Source organism: Nocardia sp. NBC_00565 (genome assembly GCF_036345915.1).
Lineage (GTDB): Bacteria > Actinomycetota > Actinomycetes > Mycobacteriales > Mycobacteriaceae > Nocardia.
In genome coordinates this window covers 2429178-2454008 of the sequence record NZ_CP107785.1, presented here as the reverse complement: position 1 = coordinate 2454008, position 24831 = coordinate 2429178, and the positions used below count along the sequence as shown (strand labels likewise).

General features: G+C 64.4%; 27 protein-coding genes. 6 read left to right on the top strand and 21 right to left on the bottom strand.

Features of this window, described 5'->3' with window-relative positions; all coding sequences use genetic code 11:
* Positions 1-4: 4 nt before the first annotated feature.
* Both OG874_RS11805 and OG874_RS11800 read right to left on the bottom strand, forming a co-directional pair.
* Positions 5-1000, bottom strand: coding sequence for a VOC family protein (locus OG874_RS11805; protein WP_330255163.1), 996 nt, complete (start codon positions 998-1000; stop codon positions 5-7).
* Positions 997-1650: a cysteine hydrolase gene (locus OG874_RS11800; RefSeq protein WP_330255162.1), complete on the bottom strand. Its 654-nt coding sequence runs from the start codon at positions 1648-1650 to the stop codon at positions 997-999. The genes OG874_RS11805 and OG874_RS11800 overlap by 4 nt, the downstream gene beginning before the upstream one ends.
* Positions 1651-1810: 160 nt before the next feature.
* On the opposite strand from OG874_RS11800, the gene OG874_RS11795 reads away from it, so the two are divergent.
* Both OG874_RS11795 and OG874_RS11790 read left to right on the top strand, forming a co-directional pair.
* Positions 1811-3361, top strand: a complete 1551-nt coding sequence (locus OG874_RS11795; RefSeq protein WP_330255161.1) for a class I adenylate-forming enzyme family protein — start codon at positions 1811-1813, stop codon at positions 3359-3361.
* Positions 3358-4251, top strand: a complete 894-nt coding sequence (locus tag OG874_RS11790) for an enoyl-CoA hydratase (protein ID WP_330255160.1) — start codon at positions 3358-3360, stop codon at positions 4249-4251. The genes OG874_RS11795 and OG874_RS11790 overlap by 4 nt, the downstream gene beginning before the upstream one ends.
* 100 nt (positions 4252-4351) lie before the next feature.
* Here OG874_RS11790 and OG874_RS11785 read toward each other — a convergent pair whose 3' ends face one another.
* From OG874_RS11785 to OG874_RS11740, 10 genes are all read right to left on the bottom strand, one after another.
* Positions 4352-4870 carry a DoxX family protein gene (locus OG874_RS11785; RefSeq protein ID WP_330257266.1) on the bottom strand — a complete coding sequence of 173 codons (519 nt, stop codon included), beginning with the start codon at positions 4868-4870 and terminating at the stop codon, positions 4352-4354.
* Positions 4871-4898: 28 nt separating this feature from the next.
* Positions 4899-5720: an acyl-CoA thioesterase gene (locus OG874_RS11780; protein WP_330255159.1), complete on the bottom strand. Its 822-nt coding sequence runs from the start codon at positions 5718-5720 to the stop codon at positions 4899-4901.
* A 105-nt stretch (positions 5721-5825) separates the two neighbouring features.
* Positions 5826-7043 carry an amidohydrolase family protein gene (locus tag OG874_RS11775; RefSeq protein ID WP_330255158.1) on the bottom strand — a complete coding sequence of 406 codons (1218 nt, stop codon included), beginning with the start codon at positions 7041-7043 and terminating at the stop codon, positions 5826-5828.
* A 157-nt stretch (positions 7044-7200) separates the two neighbouring features.
* The gene (locus OG874_RS11770) at positions 7201-7698 is read right to left on the bottom strand and encodes a MaoC family dehydratase (protein WP_330255157.1); all 498 of its coding nucleotides are present in this window, start codon (positions 7696-7698) and stop codon (positions 7201-7203) included.
* A gap of 177 nt (positions 7699-7875) precedes the next feature.
* Positions 7876-8613, bottom strand: coding sequence for a FadR/GntR family transcriptional regulator (locus OG874_RS11765; protein WP_330257265.1), 738 nt, complete (start codon positions 8611-8613; stop codon positions 7876-7878).
* A gap of 225 nt (positions 8614-8838) precedes the next feature.
* Positions 8839-9051 carry a hypothetical protein gene (locus OG874_RS11760; RefSeq protein WP_330255156.1) on the bottom strand — a complete coding sequence of 71 codons (213 nt, stop codon included), beginning with the start codon at positions 9049-9051 and terminating at the stop codon, positions 8839-8841.
* Between the two features lie 9 nt (positions 9052-9060).
* Positions 9061-10239, bottom strand: coding sequence for an amidohydrolase family protein (locus OG874_RS11755; protein ID WP_330255155.1), 1179 nt, complete (start codon positions 10237-10239; stop codon positions 9061-9063).
* Entirely contained in the window at positions 10218-10439 is a 222-nt protein-coding gene (locus OG874_RS11750; RefSeq protein ID WP_330255154.1) for a hypothetical protein, read from the bottom strand. The genes OG874_RS11755 and OG874_RS11750 overlap by 22 nt, the downstream gene beginning before the upstream one ends.
* 127 nt (positions 10440-10566) lie before the next feature.
* Positions 10567-11313 (bottom strand): ABC transporter ATP-binding protein, encoded by a 747-nt coding sequence (locus OG874_RS11745; protein ID WP_330255153.1) that lies wholly within the window; start codon positions 11311-11313, stop codon positions 10567-10569.
* The gene (locus tag OG874_RS11740) at positions 11313-14069 is read right to left on the bottom strand and encodes a branched-chain amino acid ABC transporter permease/ATP-binding protein (RefSeq protein WP_330255152.1); all 2757 of its coding nucleotides are present in this window, start codon (positions 14067-14069) and stop codon (positions 11313-11315) included. Before OG874_RS11740 ends, OG874_RS11745 begins: the two co-directional genes overlap by 1 nt.
* A gap of 524 nt (positions 14070-14593) precedes the next feature.
* On the opposite strand from OG874_RS11740, the gene OG874_RS11735 reads away from it, so the two are divergent.
* The gene (locus OG874_RS11735; protein ID WP_330255151.1) at positions 14594-15745 is read left to right on the top strand and encodes an ABC transporter substrate-binding protein; all 1152 of its coding nucleotides are present in this window, start codon (positions 14594-14596) and stop codon (positions 15743-15745) included.
* A gap of 84 nt (positions 15746-15829) precedes the next feature.
* Here OG874_RS11735 and OG874_RS11730 read toward each other — a convergent pair whose 3' ends face one another.
* Positions 15830-16048: a hypothetical protein gene (locus OG874_RS11730; protein ID WP_330255150.1), complete on the bottom strand. Its 219-nt coding sequence runs from the start codon at positions 16046-16048 to the stop codon at positions 15830-15832.
* A 199-nt stretch (positions 16049-16247) separates the two neighbouring features.
* Between OG874_RS11730 and OG874_RS11725 the strand changes: the two genes are divergently transcribed.
* Positions 16248-17753, top strand: a complete 1506-nt coding sequence (locus tag OG874_RS11725; RefSeq protein WP_330255149.1) for an HNH endonuclease signature motif containing protein — start codon at positions 16248-16250, stop codon at positions 17751-17753.
* 437 nt (positions 17754-18190) lie between these two features.
* Here the strand turns inward: OG874_RS11725 and OG874_RS11720 are convergent, their stop codons facing one another.
* Both OG874_RS11720 and OG874_RS11715 read right to left on the bottom strand, forming a co-directional pair.
* Positions 18191-18397 (bottom strand): DUF397 domain-containing protein, encoded by a 207-nt coding sequence (locus OG874_RS11720; RefSeq protein WP_330255148.1) that lies wholly within the window; start codon positions 18395-18397, stop codon positions 18191-18193.
* Between the two features lie 11 nt (positions 18398-18408).
* Positions 18409-19296, bottom strand: coding sequence for a helix-turn-helix domain-containing protein (locus OG874_RS11715; protein ID WP_330255147.1), 888 nt, complete (start codon positions 19294-19296; stop codon positions 18409-18411).
* A 337-nt stretch (positions 19297-19633) separates the two neighbouring features.
* On the opposite strand from OG874_RS11715, the gene OG874_RS11710 reads away from it, so the two are divergent.
* Positions 19634-19816, top strand: coding sequence for a hypothetical protein (locus tag OG874_RS11710; protein ID WP_330255146.1), 183 nt, complete (start codon positions 19634-19636; stop codon positions 19814-19816).
* 184 nt (positions 19817-20000) lie between these two features.
* Positions 20001-20294: a hypothetical protein gene (locus OG874_RS11705; protein WP_330255145.1), complete on the top strand. Its 294-nt coding sequence runs from the start codon at positions 20001-20003 to the stop codon at positions 20292-20294.
* A 175-nt stretch (positions 20295-20469) separates the two neighbouring features.
* Here the strand turns inward: OG874_RS11705 and OG874_RS11700 are convergent, their stop codons facing one another.
* From OG874_RS11700 to OG874_RS11675, 6 genes are all read right to left on the bottom strand, one after another.
* A complete protein-coding gene (locus OG874_RS11700; RefSeq protein WP_442943394.1) occupies positions 20470-20796 on the bottom strand; it encodes a Zn-ribbon domain-containing OB-fold protein in 327 nt (108 codons plus the stop codon).
* 74 nt (positions 20797-20870) lie between these two features.
* Positions 20871-22007, bottom strand: a complete 1137-nt coding sequence (locus OG874_RS11695) for a thiolase C-terminal domain-containing protein (RefSeq protein ID WP_330255143.1) — start codon at positions 22005-22007, stop codon at positions 20871-20873.
* Positions 22004-22363: a hypothetical protein gene (locus OG874_RS11690; protein WP_330255142.1), complete on the bottom strand. Its 360-nt coding sequence runs from the start codon at positions 22361-22363 to the stop codon at positions 22004-22006. The genes OG874_RS11695 and OG874_RS11690 overlap by 4 nt, the downstream gene beginning before the upstream one ends.
* Positions 22364-22389: 26 nt before the next feature.
* Positions 22390-23532 carry a thiolase family protein gene (locus OG874_RS11685; protein WP_330255141.1) on the bottom strand — a complete coding sequence of 381 codons (1143 nt, stop codon included), beginning with the start codon at positions 23530-23532 and terminating at the stop codon, positions 22390-22392.
* A 12-nt stretch (positions 23533-23544) separates the two neighbouring features.
* Positions 23545-23970 (bottom strand): Zn-ribbon domain-containing OB-fold protein, encoded by a 426-nt coding sequence (locus tag OG874_RS11680; RefSeq protein ID WP_330255140.1) that lies wholly within the window; start codon positions 23968-23970, stop codon positions 23545-23547.
* A gap of 76 nt (positions 23971-24046) precedes the next feature.
* Positions 24047-24817, bottom strand: a complete 771-nt coding sequence (locus tag OG874_RS11675) for an SDR family oxidoreductase (protein WP_330255139.1) — start codon at positions 24815-24817, stop codon at positions 24047-24049.
* Between the last annotated feature and the right edge of the window lie 14 nt (positions 24818-24831).

Sequence of the window (24831 nt, the reverse complement as noted above, 5' to 3'; positions counted from 1 at the left end):
ACGGTCAGCGTGGTTCCCGCGGTCGAAGCACCGTCGACCGCGGCCGCTCCACCAGCTCGACCACGGCCCCGTCCGGGTCGGTCAGAAAGAGCACGGTGAAGCCCCCCGTCGGGATATCGGGCATCGCGAATGTCACGGGCTCCGGCACGATGCCGAGCGCCTTGCCGGCGACCAGCGCGGCATGCGCGGCGCGGACATCGTCGACGGCAAGCGCGATTCGGTACAGCCCTTGGACATTTGCGGGCCGCGGGGCACCGGCCACCGCCGGGAACTGCTCGAACTCGAGCGAGAAGGTCGGATCCTCCGGCAGCACCAGCGATGCCGTCGGCCCTTCCGCGCCCTCGCCGCGGGCCCGGACCTCCCAGCCGATGCCGCGATACCAGGCGATGGTGGCCTCGAGATCTCCGCACCGCATACGCTCGTGCGACACCAGCGCTGCACGGCTGGGATCACCTGCAGCCGAAGCGATTTCGACAACCTCCACCACGACCCCGTCGACATCGGTCAAACGCACGGCGCGGCGGGTCGCACCTCGCACCGACACCCCTTCCGCCACCTCGGTGGCGGCGTATCCGGTCGCATCCAGCCGGGCCCGGAACACCGCGAGCGATGCGACGCGATAGCCCAGCGCCGTGAAACCGCAGGTGGCCATCCCGGGCCGGGCCGGTTCGGTCCGTGGCCTCGACCACCCCACGAGCTCCACCGCTGGTGCCGCGCGCGGCCCACGCTGATCGAAGAGGAACGTGGTGGTGCTCGCGGTGCTGCTGCCCAACCCCATGACCGCGGAATCGTCGTCGGTACCGACCGACCGCATCCGCGGCTCCAGGCCGAACAACAGCATGTGGAAGGCCGTGGCCCGCTCTACCGCGAGAGTGTTGATATTGCAATGCAATACGGCGTGTGCATGGTCGGCTGGCATCGCAGCCGAACGCACTGATTCGCCGGCAGTGTGGACCGGAACCACATTCTGGCTGCGTTCAGCGATGTGCTGCTCGGTCATGCTTGCACCACCGACTCGGCCCAGGCGGCGATCACGTCGTCGACGGTCGCGATATCGGCGAGCAAAGCCATGGTGTTGCGTAGCACTTGCTCGGCGTAGTCGGCCGGCGTGCCCGTCACCGCGTCACGCGCAACGATCACCCGGAAGCCATCCTGGGCCGCATCGGCAGCGGTCAGTGGGAGCGCCACATTGAGCGATACTCCCGCCAGCACGACGGTCCGAATCCCCATGCTGCGCAACACCGGAAGCAGTTCCGTGCCCCAAGTCGGCGAGAGGCCGTGGTGCCGGGTGACCACCAGGTCGCCCGGATCGAACAGTTCCGCGATCACCTGGGTGGCGGGGTGTCCGGGACGCCACTGTTCCGACGCCCGCAGCGCCCGCCACAGCGGCGCAGGCCCGGGCTCGCCACCACCGAGGAAGCCCTCGAATGTCGCGTGCACCACCCGAACGCCCGCACCACGGGCGGCAGTCAGCAGCCTTCCGACGTTGGCGACCATGCCCCGCGCGTCGGCGGCGAGCGCGGGTAGCACCGAATCAGAGCCGAGCACTCCGTTCTGACATTCGACGCACACGACCGCGACCTCGGATGGATCGACCGTACCGGCGGCAAGCCCGCCAGACCTGCCCTTCTGGTTCGTACTTGACATCATCGTCAAATGATATCCGCGCGGCAAGATTTCCGGTAGCAGATGTTGAAACGCGGATCAATCAGTACAGGAACTTGTCATCACGAGACAAATTTGTCATTATCGTCAAGTCTCGATAAGGAGACATGTACCGCCACTATGTCGAGCCCCATCGGAGCAGCTCGTGCCGACACAGCACTGTCTCGCCGACACCATCCGCCACAATGCCCTGCGCTTCGGCGCTGTGCCCGCCTACATCGCCGACGGCCATAGCATCACTCACCGCGAGCTACACGATCGCGCCTGCGCAGTCGCGGCCGCACTCGCCCGCGCGGGACTGCGGCATCAGGATCGAATCGCAGTACTCGGCCGCAACAGCATCGAATTCGGTGAGGTTCTGGCCGCCGGTCAGTTGAGCGGTCTGGTCGTCGCCACCGTCAACTTCCGGCTGGCCGCGCCCGAGATCCTCCGCATCCTCGCCGACGCGACGCCCCGCGCGCTTTTCGTCGACCCCGAGTATCTGCCCGTGGTGGACGCGGTGCGCGCCGAACTGGGGCTGGAATTGATCATTTGCTTCGGACCGGCCGAACGCGACGACGTCGTGGCCTACTCGGATTTCGTCGCCTCCGGCGCGGGCATGTTCCTGCCGTACTCCGCACAACCCGACGACCTCGCCTGCCTGATCTACACCAGCGGAACCACCGGCCGCCCGAAGGGTTGCATGATCGGCCAGCGCGAACTCTACTCGTGCGCAGCGATCATGAACGGCGAGGTGCGAACCGGCAGCGCGGACCGAGTTCTGTTGACAATGCCGATGTTCCATATCGGCGCGATGGCGATCGGACTCGGCCTGCACGCGCGCGGCGGGACCGCAGTCCTGCACCGGCAGTTCGATCCAGCCGCCGTGCTCGAGGCAGCCGCCACCGATGGGATCACGACCCTGCACCTCGCGCCGACGATGCTACAAACCGTGCTCGACGCGGCCGGCGGCTCCGACGCACTGGCCACCGTTCGCACGGTGGTCTACTCGGCCGCGCCTATCACCTCCACGACACTGTTCGCAGCCCTGGCCGCGATGCCGGATGCGGGATTCCTGAACCTCTACGGCCAGACCGAGGTGATCACCTCCGGGCTGCCCCGCGAATTCCATCATGGAGAGGGCCGCACCCGCGATCGCCGACTCTCCTCCGTCGGGCATCCGTTCCCGGACACCTCGGTGCGCATCGTCGACGACGACGGCGACTGCCCACCCGGGACTCCCGGCGAGATCGTCGTGCTCTCCCCCACCGTGTTCCGCGGCTACTGGAACGATTCCGCCGCCACCGCCGCGACCCTGCGCGACGGCTGGTGCCATACCGGCGACGTCGGCCTACTCGACGACGAGGGACTGCTGCACCTGGTCGACCGGAAAAAGGACATGATCATCAGCGGCGGCGAGAATGTCTACTCGCTGGAGGTCGAAAACGCATTGGCCAGCCATTCCGCGGTGGCGCGGTGCGCCGTGATCGGAATCCCGGACCCACGCTGGGGCGAAGCGGTGTGCGCGGTCGTCGTGCCCGCCGACGGCGCAGAGATCGACGCCGCCCAGCTACGCGAGCACGTCGCGACCGGGCTGGCCCGATACAAGGCGCCGAAATCAGTGATCATCGTCGATGATCTGCCGATTCTGCCCACCGGAAAGATCGACAAGAAGGCGCTGCGGGTCCAGTACGCGTCAGGAGAGGTAACAGCATGAGTTTCCGGTACATCGGATACGAAACCCTCGAGCAGGGCCGCGTCGCACGCATCACACTCGACCGGCCGCACGCCCGCAACGCACAGAACCGCGGAATGCTCGTCGAACTGGGCGAGGCGTTCGAACGCGCCGAAGCCGATGACACTGTGCGCGTGGTGATCCTGCGCGGCGCGGGCGCCGCCTTCTCCGCTGGACACGATCTCGGCACCGCCGAAAGCATCGCCGAGCGCGAGCCCGGATCGGATCAGCACCCGAGCTACCAGTGCAACGGCAGCACCCTCGGCGGTGCCGAGGGCCGAGTCCGGCAGGAATGGCACTACTACTTCGAGAACACCAAGCGCTGGCGTCGGCTGCGCAAGATCACCATCGCCCAGGTGCATGGCAAGGTTCTGTCGGCCGGGCTGATGCTCGCCTGGTGCTGCGATCTGATCGTGGCCGCCGAAGGTACCGCGTTCGCCGACGTCGTCGGCACCAGACTGGGCATGTGTGGCGTCGAATACTTCGCTCACCCTTGGGAATTCGGCCCGCGTAAGGCCAAAGAGCTACTACTCACCGGCGATTCGATCGACGCTGACGAAGCGTATGCACTCGGGATGGTCAGCAAGGTCTTCGACGCCGACACCATCTCCGAACGCACCGTCGAATTCGCCGCCCGGATCGCGAAAGTCCCTTCCATGGCGGCCATGCTCATCAAAGATTCGGTCAACCAAGCCCAAGATGCCATGGGCTTCACCACCGCACTGGACGCCTGCTTCACCATCCATCAGCTCAACCACGCGCACTGGAGCGAGGTTTCGCGCGGCGAGATCTACGTCGGCACAGTCGATTACGGACTGGAGGACTGGCGAGCGGCACCCGCGATCCTGCCCGCAGCCAAGCGCACACCCTAGCTCGTAGCCGGGCAGGTGCGCTCGGCACGTGCCCGGAATCAGGATGCGCCCACCTCGGATTTATGCGAGTCACTCGCGCCGAAGTGGAGCTGATCTGGATCTAGATATCGCCGACTGACGCCGGTGGGCGGTAGAAGAGCACCAGTTGACCGACCCCGGCCAGCAGACCACCGACAATCGCGACGGCGGCCCCGCGCACACCGGACAACGCGGTATCCCATCCGGCAAGGTGGTCCAGGGAATAGCGACCCGGGCCGGTCATCGCCACCCCGGCGCCGATGACCGCGAGAATGAAGTTGTACTCCCAGCCCGAATTCACACTGAAGAACCCGTTCGTCCGGTGCACTGTATAGCCGGCCACGAGCATCAGTGCGACGAATCCGGCGCCCGCGAAGGGGGTCAGCAGACCCAGGGCAAGCAGAATGCCCACGCCCACCTCCGTGGACGCGGCCATCAGCGCGTGCCACCGCCCGGGCCGCATCCCCATGCTGTCGAACCATCGAGCCGTCCCTGCGATCCGACCGCCGGAGAAGAATTTCTGGTAGCCGTGTGCGGCCATGGTCAACCCGCCTGCCACCCGGATCACCAGCAAACCGGCATCTACCGACGCGCTTGCCATCCCGCTCATATCTATCCCTAACTCCCGCTCAGATTTTCGGCAGAGTCGCACCGGCGCGCGGCTCCCGGAACAACGACTCTTGCGTCAGTGTGGCGACGGTGACGCCGTCTGGCCGGCGGACAGTGCCGGTATAGAAGCCCCGGCCCGCAGCGACCGTTCTCGGCACAAGATCCATCAGTACCCAATCGTCGAGGCGCGCTGGTCGATGGAACCAGACGGCATGGTCGAGGCTGGCCCCCGCCGAATACGCGCCGTCCGGAACATCGACGAGACCGGTCGATGTGTCGGACAGGTAGGTCAGCACACATGCGTGGACGAGTGGGGAGTCGGGTAGCTCGATGGCGCTGCGGGCCCAGAAGCGGCTCGGCCACGGCGTAGTCGGTGTCCGCTGCGGCGGCAACCTGGCCTGCGTCGACCACAGCCGCTCGAACTCCCATTCGGGCAGGTCATCTGGACCAGGCACGTCGGGCATCGGCTCGAGTTCGTGGTCCGCGCTGTCGCGGAAGACGGCAAACGATGCGGACATGGTGAAAATGACCTCGCCGTCCTGCAGCGCCGTGACTCGGCGGGCCGAGTAGGACCGGCCGTCCCGGTCCCGATCGATCCGAAACAGCACGGGTTTGGCGGCGGCTCCACCGCGCAGGTAGTAGCAGTGCAGTGAGTGCGGCAGCCGACCCTCGGGGACCGTGCGGCCCGCGGCGAGCAATGCTTGCGCGGCGACTTGACCTCCGTAGAGCGCGAAGGGTTCGTCGAAGACCACGATCGACCGATAGATGTCTCGATCGAGCTGCTCCACCTCGAGCAGATCGAGCAGCGTCGGGGACGTGATCGGCGCCAATTCCAGCGACATCACCACACCTGTCTCGGCACGCACTCGCGCCGGGTCGTCGACAATACTTTGCTCGAACAGGTGCCACGCCGAGTATCGAACTACGGCGTGGCACAGCGCATTCGACTACACGAGAACCGGCACAGAGTCGCCCGCCGGGTTGCGCACCGGTAGGCCCATGAAGCGACGAGCGTTGTCGCCCATGAAGTCTCGCGTGCGCCGCTCGTCCATACCCTCGGCGTACCGGAAGTAGCCGCGCGGTTCGATGAGCCCCTCGGGGTGCGGGAAGTCCGAACCGAACAGCACCCGGTCCCAGCCGACTGTCTGCACCACATCGGCCACCGAACCCTCCCAGAACGGGCTGACCCAGATGTTGCGCCGGAACACCTCGATCGGATGCTCCTCGAACGCCTGCGGCATCTTGGCGTAGGTGGCCTTGAAATCGTCGAACAGCGGCTTGATCCAGGCGCTGCCGTTCTCCACACTCGCGATGCGCAACCGCGGGAACCGGGTCAACGTGCCATGGCAGATCAGGCTGGTCAGCATGTCGGCAATCTCACGGTGCCCCAACGTGATCCAGCGGAACGCGCTCATCTCCAGATGACTGTTGGCATCGGTCGGTTCCCACTGATTGATATAGCTGTCCAGTGGCGGCTGGCTTGCGTGCACGACCACCGGGATCCCCGCGTTCTCGACATCACGCCAGAACGGATCGAACTCCGGCAGCGCCGGCGAGCGCCAGCCGCGCAGCCCGTTCACCGGGGCCGGCTTGATCAGCACCGCTTTTGCCCCGTTCTCGACGAGGTACGCCAGCTCGCGGCGCGCATCGTCGACCAGCCCGCAGTTGATCACCGGAGTCATGAACAACCGGTCCTCGTGGGTATAGCCCCAGGTCTCCAGCATCCACCGATTCAGCGCATGGATCATCGCGACAACGAGTTCGGGATCTTCGGCCGCGGAGTGCTCCACCAGATTGGCCAGCGTGGGATAGACCAGCGCTTCCGTGACGCCCTGCCGATCCAGCTCCGCGATACGCGGGCCGGGCTCGCGGAACGACGGCTCGGCGTCGATCCCCTTTCCGGCCATCTCGCGCAGGGACTTGCCTTCCGAATTCTGTCCGGAGAAGAACTTCTCCCATGCTCCCGGCGCGGCCACCCGTTCGAACGTCGGATTCGGGATGTAGTCGGTGATCTTCCCGAGGATCGCGATCTTGGTCGCGTTGCCGATCTTTACGAATTGCACTGCCTTGTGGTACTTCTCCGGCAAATACCGGGTCAACGCGTCCGGCGTCTCATACATGTGGGTATCCGCGTCGAAGATCGGCGCGTCGGTGAAATGGGTCATGACCTATCCCCTATCGAAGGCGGCAATTGGCTCGACTACCACGGTAAGCGAAACTTGACAAAACCGTCAAGTTTTAACGCTGCTTCACACTCCTTGCCCTGTGCAACACCAGAAAATCCCCATGGCACAATCGTCAAACTGCACACATGCGGCCGGGTCAGTCGAAGTAGTAGCGGCTCACCAGATCAGCCACACAGGCCGGCTTCACGTCACCATCGACCTCGATGGTCGTGCGAGTAACGAGCTGAACAGCACCACCTTCGACGCGGTCGAGTCGAATCATCGTGGTGCGGGCTCGGATCCGACTACCAGCCCGCACGGGGGCCGGGAACCGAACCTTGTCCAAACCGTAGTTCACCCCCATCCGGACATCCTCGATCCGGCGCAGGCAGTTGACGAAGTACGGCACCAACGACAGCGTCAAAAATCCGTGTGCGACAGTGGCGCCGAACGGGCCGTCCACGGCTCGCACCGGATCGACGTGGATCCACTGATGATCCTCGGTCGCGTCAGCGAAACCATCAATTCGCTCCTGCCCCACGGTGAACCACCCAGTGGGTCCGAGCTCCTTGCCGACTGCAGCCTCGAGGTCCGCAACGCCACGGTAGATCACCGGATCCACACCCGCCGGGGCCGGACTGGTCAGGTCTGTCATAAGTGTGCCCACTTTCCGAACCCGGCGAACGCCGCCGTCAGCTCGTCCTCGATATAGCAGAATTAGCTAACTATATCAGTGGCGCACCGCCGACCAGCAATCCGACGAGACCGCCGCGCCATCGCGTGCAACACCGCACACCATCCCGATGCGACGGACGCGCCGGCGCTGGAAACCTCAGCCGAGCAGATCGAGCACAGTGGCTGCCGCGTCGTCGCCGAGAACGTACCCTTCAGCCTCTTCGAGATGACGACGCCACAACTGTTCTGCACCACCTGAATCACGATCACGGATCAGCTCGACCAGTTTGCGATGGGTCTTTCTGGTCTTACGCCGGGCGCGTTCGGCCGAGGGACCCACCTCGGGTTGCAGCGACACGTTGGCGATCTCAATGATGTGATGCAACATCTCCGACAACAAGGCGAGCGTCTCGTTGCCGGCCAGAGCGACCACCAACTGATGGAATTCACCGTGCAACCGGATGGACCCGTGCGGGTCGCACTCACCTTCGTACCGGTCGAGCGCCTCGGTGAGCGCGGCCAGATCTTCGTCGGTCCGTTTCCGGGCCAGCTGCCCGACGCTGGGCACCTCGAGTGCGGCGCGAGCCTCGTATACGTCCCTGATGGAGGCGCCCTGATACTCCAGGATGAAGCCCGCGTAGCGGGCAGCGACCTCACGGCGCGGCGGCTGCACCCGGGCCCCACCGTTGACGCCGCGGCGGATGACGATGAGACTCTCCGACTCCAGCACTCGGTACGCCTCACGCAGCGTCGGCCGGGACACGCCGAACTGAGTTGTCAGCTCTGATTCCGAAGGGAGCGCGTCACCTTCGGACAATTCACCACGAATGATCCGGCGCCGCAGATCGGCGGCAACGAGTTCGGCCGTCTTGGGCACGCGAACGCGCTGGCCCACGCCGTTGACCTGGGAGCGATTTGTCTCGCGCGCCGACCCGGCCGTCGTCCGAACTGCCACTCTTCCTCCCAAGATTTAGGTGAATAAGCTAAATCATTTCACAATCTTGACAAGACCGCCGATCTCGTCCACCCGATTCACGCAACCGTGATGCTCGACACTGGCCACACCCCGAATACGCTGCGGCGCCCGACCGTTCCCGATCGGGCGCCGCAGCGCACTGACTCACCGACGCAGCGCGGCCCGAGCGACTTCCATGGCAGCGAGCCGCTTCGTAAGCAACTCCGCTTCGGCCACGCTGTCAGCGACCGCACTCAGCTCCGCCAGCCGCGCGGTGACTACCGCGATCTCGTCGTCGAGCCGTTCGCCCGCCTCATCCTTGGTCAGCAGATCGGTGTCGGACCAATCGTCGGCATCGATCTGCCTGTCCGCACTCATATCCGGACCTCAGCTCGCCGCGCCAGCGGGCGCCGGAACCACCGCGGGCAGGTTGTAGAACCGGCGGGCGTTCAACTCGACGATCTGATGCACCTCGTCGTCGGGCACCTCGGCGAACGTCTCCTCGGCCCGCTTGCGGCTGGCCGGCCAGAACGAGTCCGAGTGCGGGTAGTCGCACTCCCAGGTGATCCGGTCGACACCGATGATGTGCCGGTTGGCGATTCCGAAATCGTCCTCGATGAAACAGCCGTGAAAGTGCTTCTTGAACAACTCCGAGGGCCGCACATCCTGGTTGATGTTCTGGTAGTAGCGGTGTTTGCGCCAGACGTAGTCGGCGCGCTCGACGATGTAGGGCATCCAGCCGATGCCGCCCTCGGACAGACCGATCTTCAGGTTGGGGTGCTTGTGCAACGCGGGGGAGAACATCCAGTCCACCGTGGCGTGCATGCTGTTGGTGCCCATCAGGTTGATCATCACCGCGAATGGCGCGTCCGAGGCGATCTGCGGGATGGAGGTGGCGCCACCGCTACCGAAATGCTGGCACAACGGCATGCCGGTCTCTTCGGCCGCGGAGAACACCGGATCCCAGAAATCGGTGTGGACGGACGGCAGTCCGAGGGCGTGCGGCAGGTCGGGGAACGAAATCGCCTTGGCGCCTTTCGCCGCCGTCCGGTGGATCTCCCGCACCGACTCCTCGGCGTCCCACAACGGCAGAATTACCACGGGGATCAGGCGCCCCGGCGCTGCGGCACACCACTCGTCGAGTACGAAGTCGTTGTAAGCCCGCACGCACAGTAGTGCGAGGTCCTTGTCCTCGGCTTCGAGAAACACGGTGCCGCAGAACCGGGGAAACGATGGGAAACACAACATAGCTTCCACACCATCGATGTCCATGTCCGCCAACCGCGCCTTGGGGTCGTAACAGCCGGGGATCATGTCGTCGTAGCGGACCGGCTCGAGCCCGTACTCCTCGGGCTTCTTGCCCGCGACCGCGTTGAGCCCGATATACGGATAGGGCCGACCCTCGTACTCCCAGGACTGAATCGCCGGCAGATCCCCGCGCGGGATCTCGATGATTCGGGGCCCGAGGTCCCGGTATTTGGCGGGCAGCCGATCCTGCCAGACGAGCGGGTGCTCGATCAGGTGGTCATCGACGGAGATGAGCTTCATCCATGGCTGCAGGGGCATCGCTGCTCCTCCTTCGTGTGTTCACTTGTTCTCGAGAGTTCGCGCGAAACCGTCAACTCCAATGAAATTGACTGTGCCAGTGCAATTTTCGTGCCCGATCCGGGCGCATCATCAGCCAGGTCGGCGAGCAGGTCGGTGGTGTGTGGACCGACGATCATTCGTTCCGGCGGGGTCGAGGCGAACGACATCGCTACGCTCATGCCAACCTCCTGAATAATCTAATCTATTTGACTATATGACCGAGATCACGTCAAGCACTGAGGACCGCGAGACCGGCCATCGGGGACTCCTGCGTACCTGACCGACTCGCGGACCGACCGCCGTTCGTCACCGAGGGACGGGTTGCACCTCGCCGAGGTAGGCGGCTTCGAGTCGGCCGGGATCTGCGGCGAGTTCGGCAGCGCTGCCACGCAGTCCGATGTCACCGTGGACCACGACGATGGCCTCGTCAGCTACTTCGAGGGCCAGTTGGACATGTTGTTCGACGAGGATCACGACGGCTCCGGTCTCGTCCGCGATTCGCCGGACAATCGGCAGCAGGTCTTCGACGATCACCGGTGCCAGGCCCATGCTCATCTCATCGATGAGCAGCACCTTCGGCTTCTGCACCAGCGCTCTGGCAACCGCGAGCATTTGCTGTTCGCCACCGGACAACGCGCCAGCGGCCACCTGGAGCCGCTTACGCAACGCGGGAAACATCGCCATCGTCGCATCGATATCGGGGCCGCCCGCCTTGCGCGCGAGGTACAGGTTCTCCCGAACGGTCAACGTGGTGAACAGTGCCCGGTCATCGGGCACAAGGACGACACCCGCCTTGTTCGCCGCAGCAGGCCGTGCGTTCGGCAGGGGTCTCCCCGCGACCAGTACGTCGCCGCCGAGTCGGGGCAGGAGCCCGGCGATCGTCGTCATCAGCGTGGTCTTACCCGCCCCGTTGGGACCGAGCACGGCAAGTACGGTTCCGGCGGCCAGTGACAGGTCCAGATCGCGTACGACCGGAACCGAGCCGTGTCCGGCGACCACGCCACGACATTCGAAATCGGGTGCCGCACCCGCTAATACCGATTGGTCGGCCATCAGAGCATCGCTCCTTCCGCACGCATGCTGCCGAGGTACGCCTGCGCCACCGTCTGATCGGCACGAATGGCCGCCGGCGGGCCCGACGCGATCACCTGCCCGAAATTCAGCACGTGGATCCAGTCGCACAGTCCGAGAACGAGATTCATATCGTGGTCGATCATCACGATCGTGATGCCACTGTCGCGAATATCGCGTAACCGTTCAGCAAGCCACTGGCTTTCGGTGGTGTCGAGTCCACCCGCGGGCTCGTCGAGTAACAGCACTTCCGGTGCCCCGGCGAGTGCACGCGCAATCGACACCAGTTGGCGTTGACCATGCGACAACTCACCCGCTGGACGCTCGCGGACCTCGGCGAGACCGAGCAGCTCGAACACCGTATCCAGTCGCGCGTTGCCGGTGTCCGGCGCGCGGCGCGCGGACCGGTGACGACCGGCGGCTGTCAGCCCGACCTTGACGTTCTCGCCGACACTGAGGTCGTCGTACAACTCGATCGCCTGGAATGTGCGTCCGAGCCCCGCACGAATTCGTTTGTGCGCGACCATATCGTCGATCGAGTGGCCATCCAGCGATACCGCACCCTCGTGCGGTGTGAACCCGCTGATCGCGTCGATCAGCGTAGTCTTACCGGCACCATTGGGACCGATCAAGCCGACGATCGCACCTCGTGGTACCGCGATCGAGACATCGTCGACAGCGACAACTCCGCCGTAATGCACTGACACATTACGCAATTCGAATACCGGATCGGCCGCCGGATCGAACTCCCGATCTTCGCGCCGCCGCACACTGCGCGTTGCCGCCGACGACCCCATGACGGTGGCAGTACCGGCGGGAGTCGTGCGCTTCACCAGTACCGCGTGCACCGGGCCCACAATGCCCTCGGGGTTGAGAATCACGGTGAAGATCAACGCGACACTGGCTATGACGCTGTACCAGCCGCTGACGGTGAATATTTCGTCGACAGCGATGTAGAGCAGGCCGTTCGCCGCGATGATGCCCGCGAGCAGACCGCCGGACACCGACGTCACCCCAGCCAGATAGACGGTCCCGAAAAGCACCAGGCCACCGAGTGCGGAGAACGAATCAAAGGTGATGGTCTGCTGCTGATAGGCAAGTAAGGCGCCGCCGAGGCCCGCGATGAATGCCGCGATCGCGAACGCGAGAATCTTCACCCTCGTCACATTGACACCCGCCGCCGCTGCCGATCGTTCATTCGCCCGCACGGCGAGCATCTGCGACCCGAGTCGACTGCGGCGCAGCAGTGCCACGCTCACACCGACCACGACGAGGACGAACAGGCACATCAGGCCGAATCGCACCCGCGGATAGTCATGACCCGCGCCGATTCCCAGATCCCAGCCGAACAGCGACGGCGTAGGAATCGCTGTCCCGGCCGAGCCGACCAGATCCAGATTTCGGAACCAGAACGCTTCCAACGCGAACGCCATCGCGAAGGTGGCGACCGCCACCGTCAGACCTCGGATCCGAAGGGCGGGCAACCCGACCACCACCCCGAGCGCGGCCGCGGCTATCGCGGCGAGCAGTGGTGCCAAGGGAAATGGGACGTGCAACGAATTGCCGATGGGGCCGAGCGCAAACCCGGCAACACCGGCAATCGTCAACTGCGCCAGCGAAACCTGTCCGGCGTATCCCGTCACCACCACGATCGACAAGGCAATAACGGCCATGATCAGGCTGGTGATCAGGCCCATGCGATATCGATCCTGGAGTACGACCAGCGCGACGACGGCGACGACCGCCAGCACCGTCGTCGCGACCAGGTGCCGCGGTCGCGGCGCCCTGCCGAGACTTTTCAGGATGACCGCACCCCTGGCGGGCAGTGCGCGCGCCCGCACGACCAGGACAAGGAGTATGAGCACCAACGGAATAAGTTCCGGCAGACCGGCCGACGGCAACCAACTGTGCATCGACGAGAGATATTGCGCCTCGGACTGCAATGCCCCGATCGCGAGCCCGGCGAGCACCGCGACGACCACGAACTCGAATCTGGCGACTATCGCGGCCGCTAGTGCCGGAACGATGAACAGCGTGTACGCGACCGGCACCAGCGGGACGATCGGCGCGATCAAGATTCCCGACAACCCGGCCACCGCCGAACTGAGCATCCAGTTGTATGCGGCGATCCGATCCGGCGACACCCCACTGACGTAAGCACCTCGCTCCGATTCCGCCGCCGCGCGCGTCGCCAGGCCGAACTTGGTGAAACGAAAGATCAAGGAGAGCACAATCGCGATCGCCACGATGGTCGCGGCGAAGTACAGCCGGTCCGCCGACACCCGCAGATCGCCGCTACGCCATACGTCAGTGGGGAAGATCGGATCGACGGTGACTGGATCGGTACCGAGAATGGTGGCGACCAGCCCGCCGATGACCAGTGACACCCCCAAGGCCGCAACCGCGCGGGCAACGAGTGGCGCGGTGCGTAGCGGACGGAAGATCAGTACGTACAAGATCAATCCGAGCAGCGCCGCCATCGCCAATGCGATGACCATTGCCGGCCACAGACCTAGTGGGTCGCCGATGTCGATCGTCTTCGGCAGCCCCGGCACGAGCAACAACAGTTCGCCTTGCCTGAGGAACCCATATACGTAGGCGGTGTACAGGGCGATCGCACCGGTGGCGAAGTTCAGCACCCCCGAGCTTCGGTAGGTCAGCACCACTGCCACCGCCAGTGCGCCGAATACGGCACCGTTGCCCAAGCCGAGCAACAGAAAAACCAAATGCTGCGTCATACGATCCTTCGCAGGTCTATCAAGAGTGTGGCGAGTGACACTCACGTTAGATGAAGCACATCATGGGCGCTAGAGGTTAAATCGCTGAATCTTTGTGTTGATTAGCCGAACGAACGACAATCGCGGACAACAGCCTGGTACCGCCCTGTGCAGCAGGTTTCGGCAGGTCGGCAGGTCGGCGCGCCAATCGCGGAATCATCTAACCTATTTAGTTATAACTATTGGGTAACGAACCGTCAGATCCCAGTCACTTCGGCCCGTAGACGAGCACCATCAGCACGCGTAGATCTGACACGCTGTATCGGAACTCGGTCCAGCGCCGTCGATCGACGTTTCACCGCTCGTTGTCAGGCACCGAACGGGACACGAAACACATTCCCCCTTCTTTCGGGGTCGGATATAGGAGACAGAAGATGCACGTTCACAGACGCGGCCGGCGGTTGACCGCGACGTCGGTCCTGCTTTCGGGAGTTCTAGCCGTCGCAGTTGCCGGTTGTAGTTCCAACGACGACAAATCGTCGTCGATGTCGAGCACATCCGAGTCCACTCTCGGCACACCGAACAAGGCCACAGGTGCCCCGATCGACATCGGATTCATCAGCGAGGGAAAAGCTGCCGCGATCGACAACACCGACGAGATCAAAGCAGCCAAGGCCGCCGCCGCATACGCCAACGACTACCTCGGCGGACTCGGCGGGCGTCCTATCAAGATCAAAGTGTGCGAGACACTCGCCCAGCCGGCAACAGCCAAGGACTGCGCCAACCAGATGGTCGCCGCCAACGTCGCCGCGGTATTCGAGGGCGTCTCCGGTGAGGTCGACCAAACCATCGAAGTCCTTGCCCCAGCCAAGATTCCGATCATCATGCACACCGCCTCCACGCAGGCCGCGCTGGCGACGCCCGGCGTATTCATGATGTTCAACGGACTCTCGTACTTCGGCGCACCTGCCGCCGCGGCAAAGACCGATGGTGCGACAAAAACGGCCATGGTCGTCATCGGTGTCCCCGCCGCCGAAGGTCCCGCCAGGCAGATCGGCGCATTGCTGTACGGCAACGCGGGAGTCGCGCTCAACGTCGTCGCGGTCCCGCCGGGCACGGCCGACCCGACTCCACAGATCACCGCCGCGGACGCTGCGGGCCGGTACCACGTGCTCGGCAACGACACCTTCTGCACCAGCGCACTGAAGGCGATCAAGACCATCGATCCGAATGCCAAGATCACCATCATCGACCGCTGCATCTCGCCGGGAACCGGGAAAGCGATCCCCGGCGGATACAAGGGTCTCAGCGTCGTCGCGACGACCGACCTCGCCACCGACACCGCGGACGGCAAGTTGTTCGCCGCGGTACTCGACAAGTACGGTGACGGCGCGAAGTTCGGTGCCACCGCGGCATTCGGGTACGCGCCGATGCTGGGCGCGATCAACGCGCTGAACACTGCGAAGCCTGCCGAGCTCACTCCCGCGGCCATTCAAACCGCATTGCAATCCGCGGCACCGACCCAATATCCGCTGTCGGGCGGAATTATGTTCCAGTGCAACGGAAAGCAGATCGGGCTGTCCCCCAACATCTGCAGCGCGGATGGGATCATGGCCACTGCGGCGACAGACGGCGCCCTGACCGATTACCGGCGCATTCCCGCCGACGCCAACCTGTACTCGATGCCCGGCAGGTAACCTTTCACGCCGAGCACATCGGCCGCCACTCCTCACGAGTGGCGGCCGTTCGGCATTTCGGCACACAAGACAAAATCGGGCATTTCACCCCCATTCATACACCCGACTGTTTGAACTGATAGCGCGCAAAACGTCGTTGCCGGGTTCGAGCTTCTGAGGGGTGCAGCCGTTCCCTTCCCGCGCGCGGACAGCGGCGGCCTGCCGGATCACCGATTCCACGAACGCGGTCTGCTTGCTGGTCGAGCTCACCAGGATCCGCCCAGCGTTTCCGTTCTGGTCGGGCTCGTAGATGGGCCAACTCACGGCCCCGTGTCTTGTCGCTGCCGAGTGAATACTGATCAGATTCTGACTCGGCGCCAGATGTTCAACATTCGCTCGGCATTGACAGCGTCATCACACAAAGGCCCAGCCAGCTTTGCTGGCGGCTGAGCGAGTGTGAAGACGTGCAGTTCAGATAGGTTTTTCTAGTGACATCGGGCAGCGGGCTCGATAGGATTAGAACATGAGTTCGAACGATCCAGGCGCCGGTACGCGAGTCACCGACTCGTTGCTCACCGCTGTCACCGAACTCCTCGACACGCCACTGACCCCGTTGAGCGATGACGCGCTGATCGCTGCGATGCGGACACTGGAACGGTGCTCACGGATGCTGGCAGCGGTCGCGACCAACACCGTGGTGGAGACAACCCAGCGGTGCCTGCCCGCCGACCTCGGCGCGGGGACCCCGAAACGATTCCTGATGCAATGCCTCGGCCTGTCACACCAGGAGGCAGCCCGCCGTATCGCCACCGCCGACACCCTCGGAACCTGGCATACCGCAGGGCAGGCATGCCCACCCAAACTTCCACACACCGCCACCGCGCACACCGCGGGCGACATCTCCGCCGATAACGCCGCCCGCGTAGCCGCGGTGATGAAACGCGTTCCCCACCACACCGAACCCGAACATCGTGACGCGGCGGAGCGGATCCTGGTGGATCTGGCCCGCACCGGATCCCCCGACGATATCGGTGACGTCGGGGCCAGGATCCTCGGCCATCTCGATCCCGACGGCACCCTCGCCGACGATAAGGATCGTGCCCGTATGCGCGGTATCACCGTAGGTCCGCAACGCCCGGATGGGATGTCACCCATCAGCGGTGAGATCACACCCACCCTGCGTGCCCTGCTCGACGCGGTGCTGGCGAAATACGCGCGCCCCGGGATGAACAACCCCGACGATCCCGAAAGCCCCACCGGAGACTGCGATTACATTGACCGCGAGTCGATGGTCGCCGCCGCCACACGTGATACCCGCACCGCCGCCCAACGCACCCACGACGGACTCCAAGCGCTGCTGCGGCACGGAATCTCCGCACACGATCTAGGGTCGCATCGCGGAGTACCGGTCTCGGCGATCCTGACGATGAGCATCAGTGAACTGGAGAAGATGGCCGGGGTAGCGACCACCGCCACCGGCGGCACAGTCCCCATCAGCGAAGCCCTGAAACTGGCCGAACACGGATTCCCGTTCCTAGCGGTCTTCGACTCGCAAGGACTACCACTACATTTCGCCCGCACCAAACGATTAGCGTCACCAGCACAGCGCATGGCGTTGATCGCGTCCCTGCGCGGCTGCACCAGACCGGGCTGCGACGCGCCCGCGAGTCTATGCGCCACCCACCACGTCAAAGACTGGAGCAACGGCGGGAACACCGACATCGAGAACGAAACACTAGCCTGCGACCGCTGCCACGCGCTCATCCACAACGGCCGCGGCGGCTGGAAAACCCTTGCCCTCAGCAAGAACTCGCAACACCCGGGGCGCACCGCCTGGATCGCACCACCACACATCGACCCCACCCAAACACCCCGGATCAACCACCGCCACCACCCCGCCGAACTCCTCGCGCAGACACTGGCACGCATCTATCACCACGACGAGCTACACCCCCGTCAACACCAACAACAACGGTCGACCCCACGATCAGTAGACGACAGGACCGGGGCGGAAGACGAAGCGGCCTGACCGAGGTGGAGGGCGAAGCGACACAACCGGGACGGAAGACGAGGCGGCACAACCGGCGCGGAAGACGAAGCGGCACAACCGGGTGCCGCCACTGCGGGACCGCTAAGTGAGGCCGGGTCCGGTAATGCACTGGGCGGCTAGTCGTCCGCTGATCAGTGCGAGAGATGCTGCCCATTTCATCGCACACCCTCCTACCTCGGTAACGGTTCCCGGGGCTCGCCGAGACGAACTGGGCTCAGGTATCCGCCGACAAGACGCGGCAATAGGACACGCCGGGATTCACTTATGCCAGTGGAGATCATCACCAGCGTTCGCTGCTGTCCCTATTCCGCAATCCATTGCAGCGCATAAGGTTTCACTTCTCACTGTGAGGCATACGAAAGCCCCCTCTCTCTGGTTCACATGAAACCGGCTGAGAGGGGGCTCTTTTCGTGCGCCTAGGGTCGGTCGAACTCGCCATCCTTGGCACCGGATACGAAGGCGTCCCACTCACCGGGGGTGAAGACCAGCGCGGGGCCGGTCGGATCCTTGGAGTCGCGTACGCCGACCACGCCCCCGTCCAGGTGTGCGATCTCCACACACGTTTCGCCGCCTTGGCTGTAGCTCGCCTTGAACCAGCGCGCCCGGGTCAGGTCCACGTTCATGCCTCGTACTCCTAAGCCATCTGCCTGAGCAGGTGTTTGGTATCCGTCTCGGTCAACGCTACCTCGCTGATCCTCGCGTGTGCAGTCACGTACCGGGAAACCGCGTCAGGATGGTCGTAGTACAGCCGGGAGCCGTACGACTCGACGTACACCGTGGTCGGCTCGGTCGACTGTCGGGTAGCCGGGTCGCTGGGGAACTGAAGGATGACGTAAGGCCCAGGCGCGCTGCCCAGCGGAAACCCGGCCCCGAAGGGGATGATCCGCACGTGCACGTTCGGTGGTGTGTCCGCCAGGTGCCGACGCTGGGCGGACATGACCTTACGACTTCCGACCACCCGGTGAATCACCGACTCATCGATCAACAGATCGACCTCCACCGGGGAGACTCGGCGCGTGATGGCGCTCTGTCGTTGGATACGGATCTGAACGCGTTGCTCGAGCTCCATCGGCGAGATGCCCGGAAAGGCAGCACCTTCCAGCGCCCTCGCGTAGTCGGCGGTCTGCACGATACCCGGGACCATGTTGTCCTGATGGGTGATCACTCGTTCCGCTGCCGACTCCAGGCTCAAATAGGTACCGAAGTCCGGGGGGATCAGGTCGTCGTACCGCTGCCACCAACACGAATCGTCAACCGGGCGTGTGCGTTCGTCGCCCTGCGCAGCCAACGCCTTGAGTACCTTCATATCCACCGCTCGCACGCCGTAGACCTTGCACAGCGCCTCGATGTCGAGTTGGCGAATCCGGGGGCTCTCGCCCTTCTCCAGCCGCTGTAGCGTTCCCGCACCTCGTTCGATCAGACGCGCCGCATCGGCGATGGACAGACCTGCCGCCTGTCGAAGCTCGCGAAGCTGCCGTCCAAGCTGTCGGCGGGGAATTGTGGTCGGGTTCTTGCTCGTCATTAGCCTTGCTCCCGAATTTTTGGATGGCATGGCGCCTTGATCATGGATGTTCGGCCGGAGTCGCCTGGCCACAGCATGCCACCGGTCTGGGCGGCTTACTGGGAAAACGGACGAATCGTTTTGGATGACCCACTACTACTGTAAAACCCCGACACCTGATGGTTTGCTGAAACGAGCACCTGGTGAACGGAAACCCTGCTGAGTCCCGTCAACCCCCTTACTGAAGGTACCAGCGGGACACCGAAGAGTCGCCACCCGATCGGCGCTCCTCGGTGGTCCATCCGTGGCGGACCCGCTCACCAGGTGCCTACCAACTTTCGCTCCCAAGGGAGAGATGATGACCCTTCCACCGACCAACCACGACCGCTTGCCCGTCATGACGGTGGGATGCGCCCATCTCGTCATGCAGCAGCACATCAACTGTCTACTCTTCGTCTGCCCGGTCAAAGCTCAGGCCAAAGCGCGCCTGGTCGAGGACGGAAAGATGGTGCCCGCCAACGTCGTTCACTTCGGGTACTGACTATGGACACGAACCCGCCGAAGTCACACACCATCCTGCCGTTGATGACCACCGCCATGGCGCGCGTGATCATCGAGTCCCACAAGGACTGTCGCAGCACGCACTGCCCGGTCAAGCTCCAAGCCAAGACGCGCTTGGTTCACGCTGGGCTCCAGAAGCTACAGCCGAGGCCGGGGGTCTGATCGTGGCCGACAACGGGATTCGGGCTATCGAGGTCAGCGCACTACGAGAAGTGATCGATGCCGTGGACGCGCGCTTGGTCGAGCTGCTGGCCAACGGTGACAAGATCGGCGCACCCCGAAGCATGGTCCTGGCACGGGTGCTCTACGCCGTGATCCTCAGCGCTCGCGAGACCGGTCACTACGGTGCCGGGATGCTGGCGAAGGCCCCACTGCTGGACGTGATCCTGGGCGACGCGGAGGGAACCGACTGGGACAAGGCAGTTTTCGATGTCCTGATGGATCTACCCCACAACTGAAGAACTTCCCCGCGCGGCACAGCAGCAGGAGCGGTCGTATCTCGCCATGAGCACGGATGTCCCCAAACCCGGCCTTTACGGTTGGCGGCTATTGTGCTGAACAGGCAGACGCTCGAGCGTAATCCTTTGACCGATACTCAGTCGTTTCGTGGTGCGGGGTCGTTTTCCGTAGTCCTCAGTCCGAGATCAAGTCGAACTCGGGCGCGCGGAAGCCGCTACTCCCGATATCGGAAAACTTCGCCCGCACGGCTGCCCCGATCTCGACGATCTCCGGATCCGCGTTGATAATGCCGGTGAGACGTAATCCTGACTGCTCGTCCAATTCGATGATGCCGACCACATAGGGCACTTCATGCCCGGGTACGGTCGCCTGCCGGACAACGATGAAACTGAATACTTTTCCCCGCCCGCTGACCTCTTCGAAATGCGTTGGGCCACCGGAGGAGCTGAGTTCCTGCGGCGGATGAATCCACTCGCCGGTGTCGTCGGCCCGGCACAGCATGAGCCTGCCCTCCCGCGCCCCCGCCCAGAATCCAGCCGTGTCCGCATCGGGAACGGGCACCGGTGCAACGGTAGTCACGGCCGCTCCTTGCTGTAGATGTTCGCGCCGCCGAACGGTCCGCCGCCCGCGGTGACCAAGGCGAGCCCGGCACCGTCGACCTGCCGCTCGCCCGCCGCACCGCGCAGCTGCAGGGCGGCCTCGAAGTGGTGATTCAGGCCATGGATGTAGCCCTCCGAGAGCAGACCGCCGTGTGGGTTGACCACAACGTCGCCGCCGTAGGTGGCGCGTCCCTCCGCATAGAAGGAGCCGACTTCGCCCTTGCCGCAGAACCCGTAGTCCTCCATGGTGGCCATCACGGTGTAGGTGAAGCAGTCGTACATGCACGCCAGGTCCATCTCGGACGCGGAAAGTCCGGTCTTGTCCCACAGCCGCGGACCTGCTGTGCGGGAATACATTTCGGTCGGATCATCCCACCCGACGAATGATGCACCGCTTTGCGAATTCGACGACCCCACCAGCCATACCGGCGGCTGCGCGGTACCGCGGATGACATCGTCGCCCGCGATCAGAATCGCCACCGCGCCATCCACCTCGGAGGTGCAGTCGAGCACCCGGAACGGTTCAGCGATCCACCTGCTGGCCAGATAGTCGTCGAGCGTCAGTGGCTCGCGGCGCAGAGCATGCGGATTCGCTGCCGCATGACTGCGCTGCGATACCGCGATGCGCCCGAGGTCTTCGCACGTGGAGCCGTAGACCTGCTGATGCCTGCGCGCCCACATCGCGAACCATTGGGGCGGTACGAGAAAGCCCGACGCAGCGTCGAACTGATTGTCACCCGGTACTTTCATCGGGCCCTCGACCGTGCCGAATCGATAGCCCGATCGCCCGTTCAGCGAGCGATAGACGAGCACCGCACGGCACAATCCGGCTTCGATAGCGGCCGCCGCCGTGGCGATCTGATCCGCGACGAGGTTGCCGCCCCCGTACATGCTATTGGCCCACGAAAGCTCGCTCTTGCCAAGAGCCAGGCTCACTTCCAGCGGATGAGCGGAGTCGTTGACCTGATAAGTGCACATTCCGTCGACATCATCGGATGTCAATCCCGCGTCGTCCAACGCGGCTCGACATGCGGAGACGGCCATCGCCCGAGTGGTGCGCCCCGACTTCCGCGTGTACTCGGTGCGACCGATGCCGACAATTGCGCAGGTCATCCGATCACCTGTGCGGCCCCGTTGGGCGTCCAGATCGACATTTCGATCGTCGCCGGGTCCATCGTGTCGCTGAGTGTCATCTCGCCGGAACCGAGGCGGCGAAGAAATTCGGCCATGACATCGTCGGCCCGCGCATCGAGCTCGTAGATCGCGAGATGCCGGTGCGCGGGCGGTGGGACCGACATGCCTTCGAATTCAAGAACGCGCACCGGAACCACCGCGTAGCGCTGTGCGCGCACGACGCCCGGGACGGCGAGGACTTCCGGGAGGTGCGTCTCGGTGTACCACCGGTTGAACTCGTCCTCGCGGCCGGTAACCGAATTCGTTTGTACCAGTAGAAGTCCGGTTTCACTCACAGCACACCTCTCTGCCAGCTAGCGATTCACGTGCTGAGGATCGCGACCGCCGCCGTACCCGGCGCACCGTACAGGTGGGCGTAGCCGACCTTGGGATTGCCCAGAACCTGGCGGGCGCCTGCGCGACCACGCAGTTGCGTCACGATTTCGTAGATCTGACGCAGGCCGGAGGCACCGACCGGCTCGCCGTTGGCGATCAAGCCGCCGTCGGTATTGACCGGGAGCAGGCCGCCGATCTCGGTCCGTCCCTCGGCCAGCCAGACCTCTTGCTCGCCGTCCTTGCAGAACCCGTTCTCCGCCATATGGATCACCTCGGAGCCGGCGTCGGTGTCCTGCAATTGCGCGACGTGCACGTCCTCCGGACCGATCCCGGCCTGCTCATAGGCGGCCCGCGACGCATCCACGGTCGGACTCGGCACCGACTCCAATGGCAGTGACGGACTGAGCAATTCGAAGGCACCCAAGCGTCGACTGCGCAACGCGCTCGCCCGCAGATACACCGGCTTGTCGGTGTACTTGTGCGCCTGGTCGGCCCGGCACAGCAACACCGCCGCCGCGCCTTCATCCGGCGAGCAGTACATGAACTGGGTCAGTGGATGATTCACCACGGTCGAGCCGAGGATCTCTGCCTCCGAGATCGGCTTGCGCCGCCACGCCCGCGGATTGGCGGCGCCGTTGCGGAAGTTCTTGGCCGCCACCTTCGCCAGCGTCGCGGCGCTCACCCCGTGGTCGTGCATGTACCTGGTGATCTTCATACCGAAGAAGTGCGTGGTCAGGAACATGCCTGCCTCGCCGTACCAGCCCGGCAACCCGCTCACGGACGGATCGGCGGCAAAGGCCCCGCGCGGATGCTTGTCCAGCCCGATCGCGATGGCGAGATCATGCTCGCCGCTCGCAATGGACTGAGCGGCCATGGTCAGCGACGTGTTCCCGGTCGCACACCCGTTGAGTACCGCGTGCGCCGGAATTCCGGTGAGGCCGAGCAGCCCGACGATGGCCTCCGGATTGGTGATTTCCATACTGCCCGCGAACGCGCACTGCACGTCGCGCCAGTCCGCGCCGGCGTCGGCGAGCGCCTCCCGGACCGCGTCGGCGCCCATCTGCAGCGCGGACTTTCCTTCATATCGGCCGAACGGGTGCAATCCGACACCCACGATCGCGACGTCCATAGCGAATACTCCTTAAACCGGGCGAAAGGCGAACGTGACAGTGGGCTGGCCATCCGAGGTGACACCGAATGGCACAATGGCCAATTCCATTTCCTGACCGATGGACAGCTGCGCCGGATCGGACACGGTCAGCCGACTCTCGACCTTGCACGCCTGCGGCAGCTCGATGTAGCCGACCCCGTAGGGCACGAACGACTCGACCGTGTCCGCCCCCGCGTACGGCGGAGCCGGTGGCCGGAACTGCTGGGTGGTGAACGTCCACAACCGGCCCCGCCTGGGCAGCTCGACCTCGGCCATCTCGGGGAGACCGCATGCCAGACAGTGTTCGCGGAAGGGAAAGGCCACATACCCGCATGACCCACACCGGCCGCCGAGCAGCGCCGGTTCATCGGAGGGCCAGGTGAAAAGCCCTGGCGCAAGAGGAATCTGCTTCGACATCGAAGCTCCCGTCTAGGTAAGGGACATCGGATCAGCATATCCCTGATATAGATTAACTATCTATCTATTTGAGAGCTTACCGAGGAGTGAACCGCTGCGCGCCGTCCAGGCGGATGGTCTCACCGTTGAGGTACGGGTTCTCCAGGATGTGCCGGGCGAGCGCGCCGAACTCCTCGGGCTTACCCAGCCGGCGCGGGTTCGGGATGTTCGCGGCGAATTTGGCCAGGGCCTCATCCCCCACCGACTCCATGATCGGCGTACGCATCGTGCCCGGAGCTATCGTCACCGCGCGGACGCCGAGCGAGCCCAGGTCACGCGCGGCCACGATGGTCATACCCACCACACCGGCCTTCGCCGCCGCGTAGGCGATCTGCCCGATCTGGCCTTCGAACGCGGCGATACTCGCCGTGGCCACCACGGCGCCGCGCTGGCCGTCCGCGTCGGGTTCGGTCTTCGCGATCGCCGCCGCCGCGATGCGCAGCACGTTGTAGGTGCCGGTCAGGTACAGATCGATGGTCTTGGTGAAACCCTTCAGGCTCGCGGGATTCCCATCTTTGCCGACCACTTTCTCCGCGACACCGAAACCGCCGTGCGCGACCACCGCGTACCGGAAGGTGCCGAGCTTCTCGGCCTCCGCCACGGCATTGCGCACGCTGTCCTCGTCGGTGACGTCGGTGCGCACGTACTTCGCCTTGGCACCGAGGTCGGCGGCGAGCTTCTCGGCCTTGTCGTCCGCGAGATCCGCGATGATCACCGAGGCACCGGCGCCCGCGACCTCGCGAACCACGGCCTCACCGAGACCGCCGGCGCCACCGGTCACCAGAACCACACTGTCGGCCAAGCTCATATTCCACTCCTTCT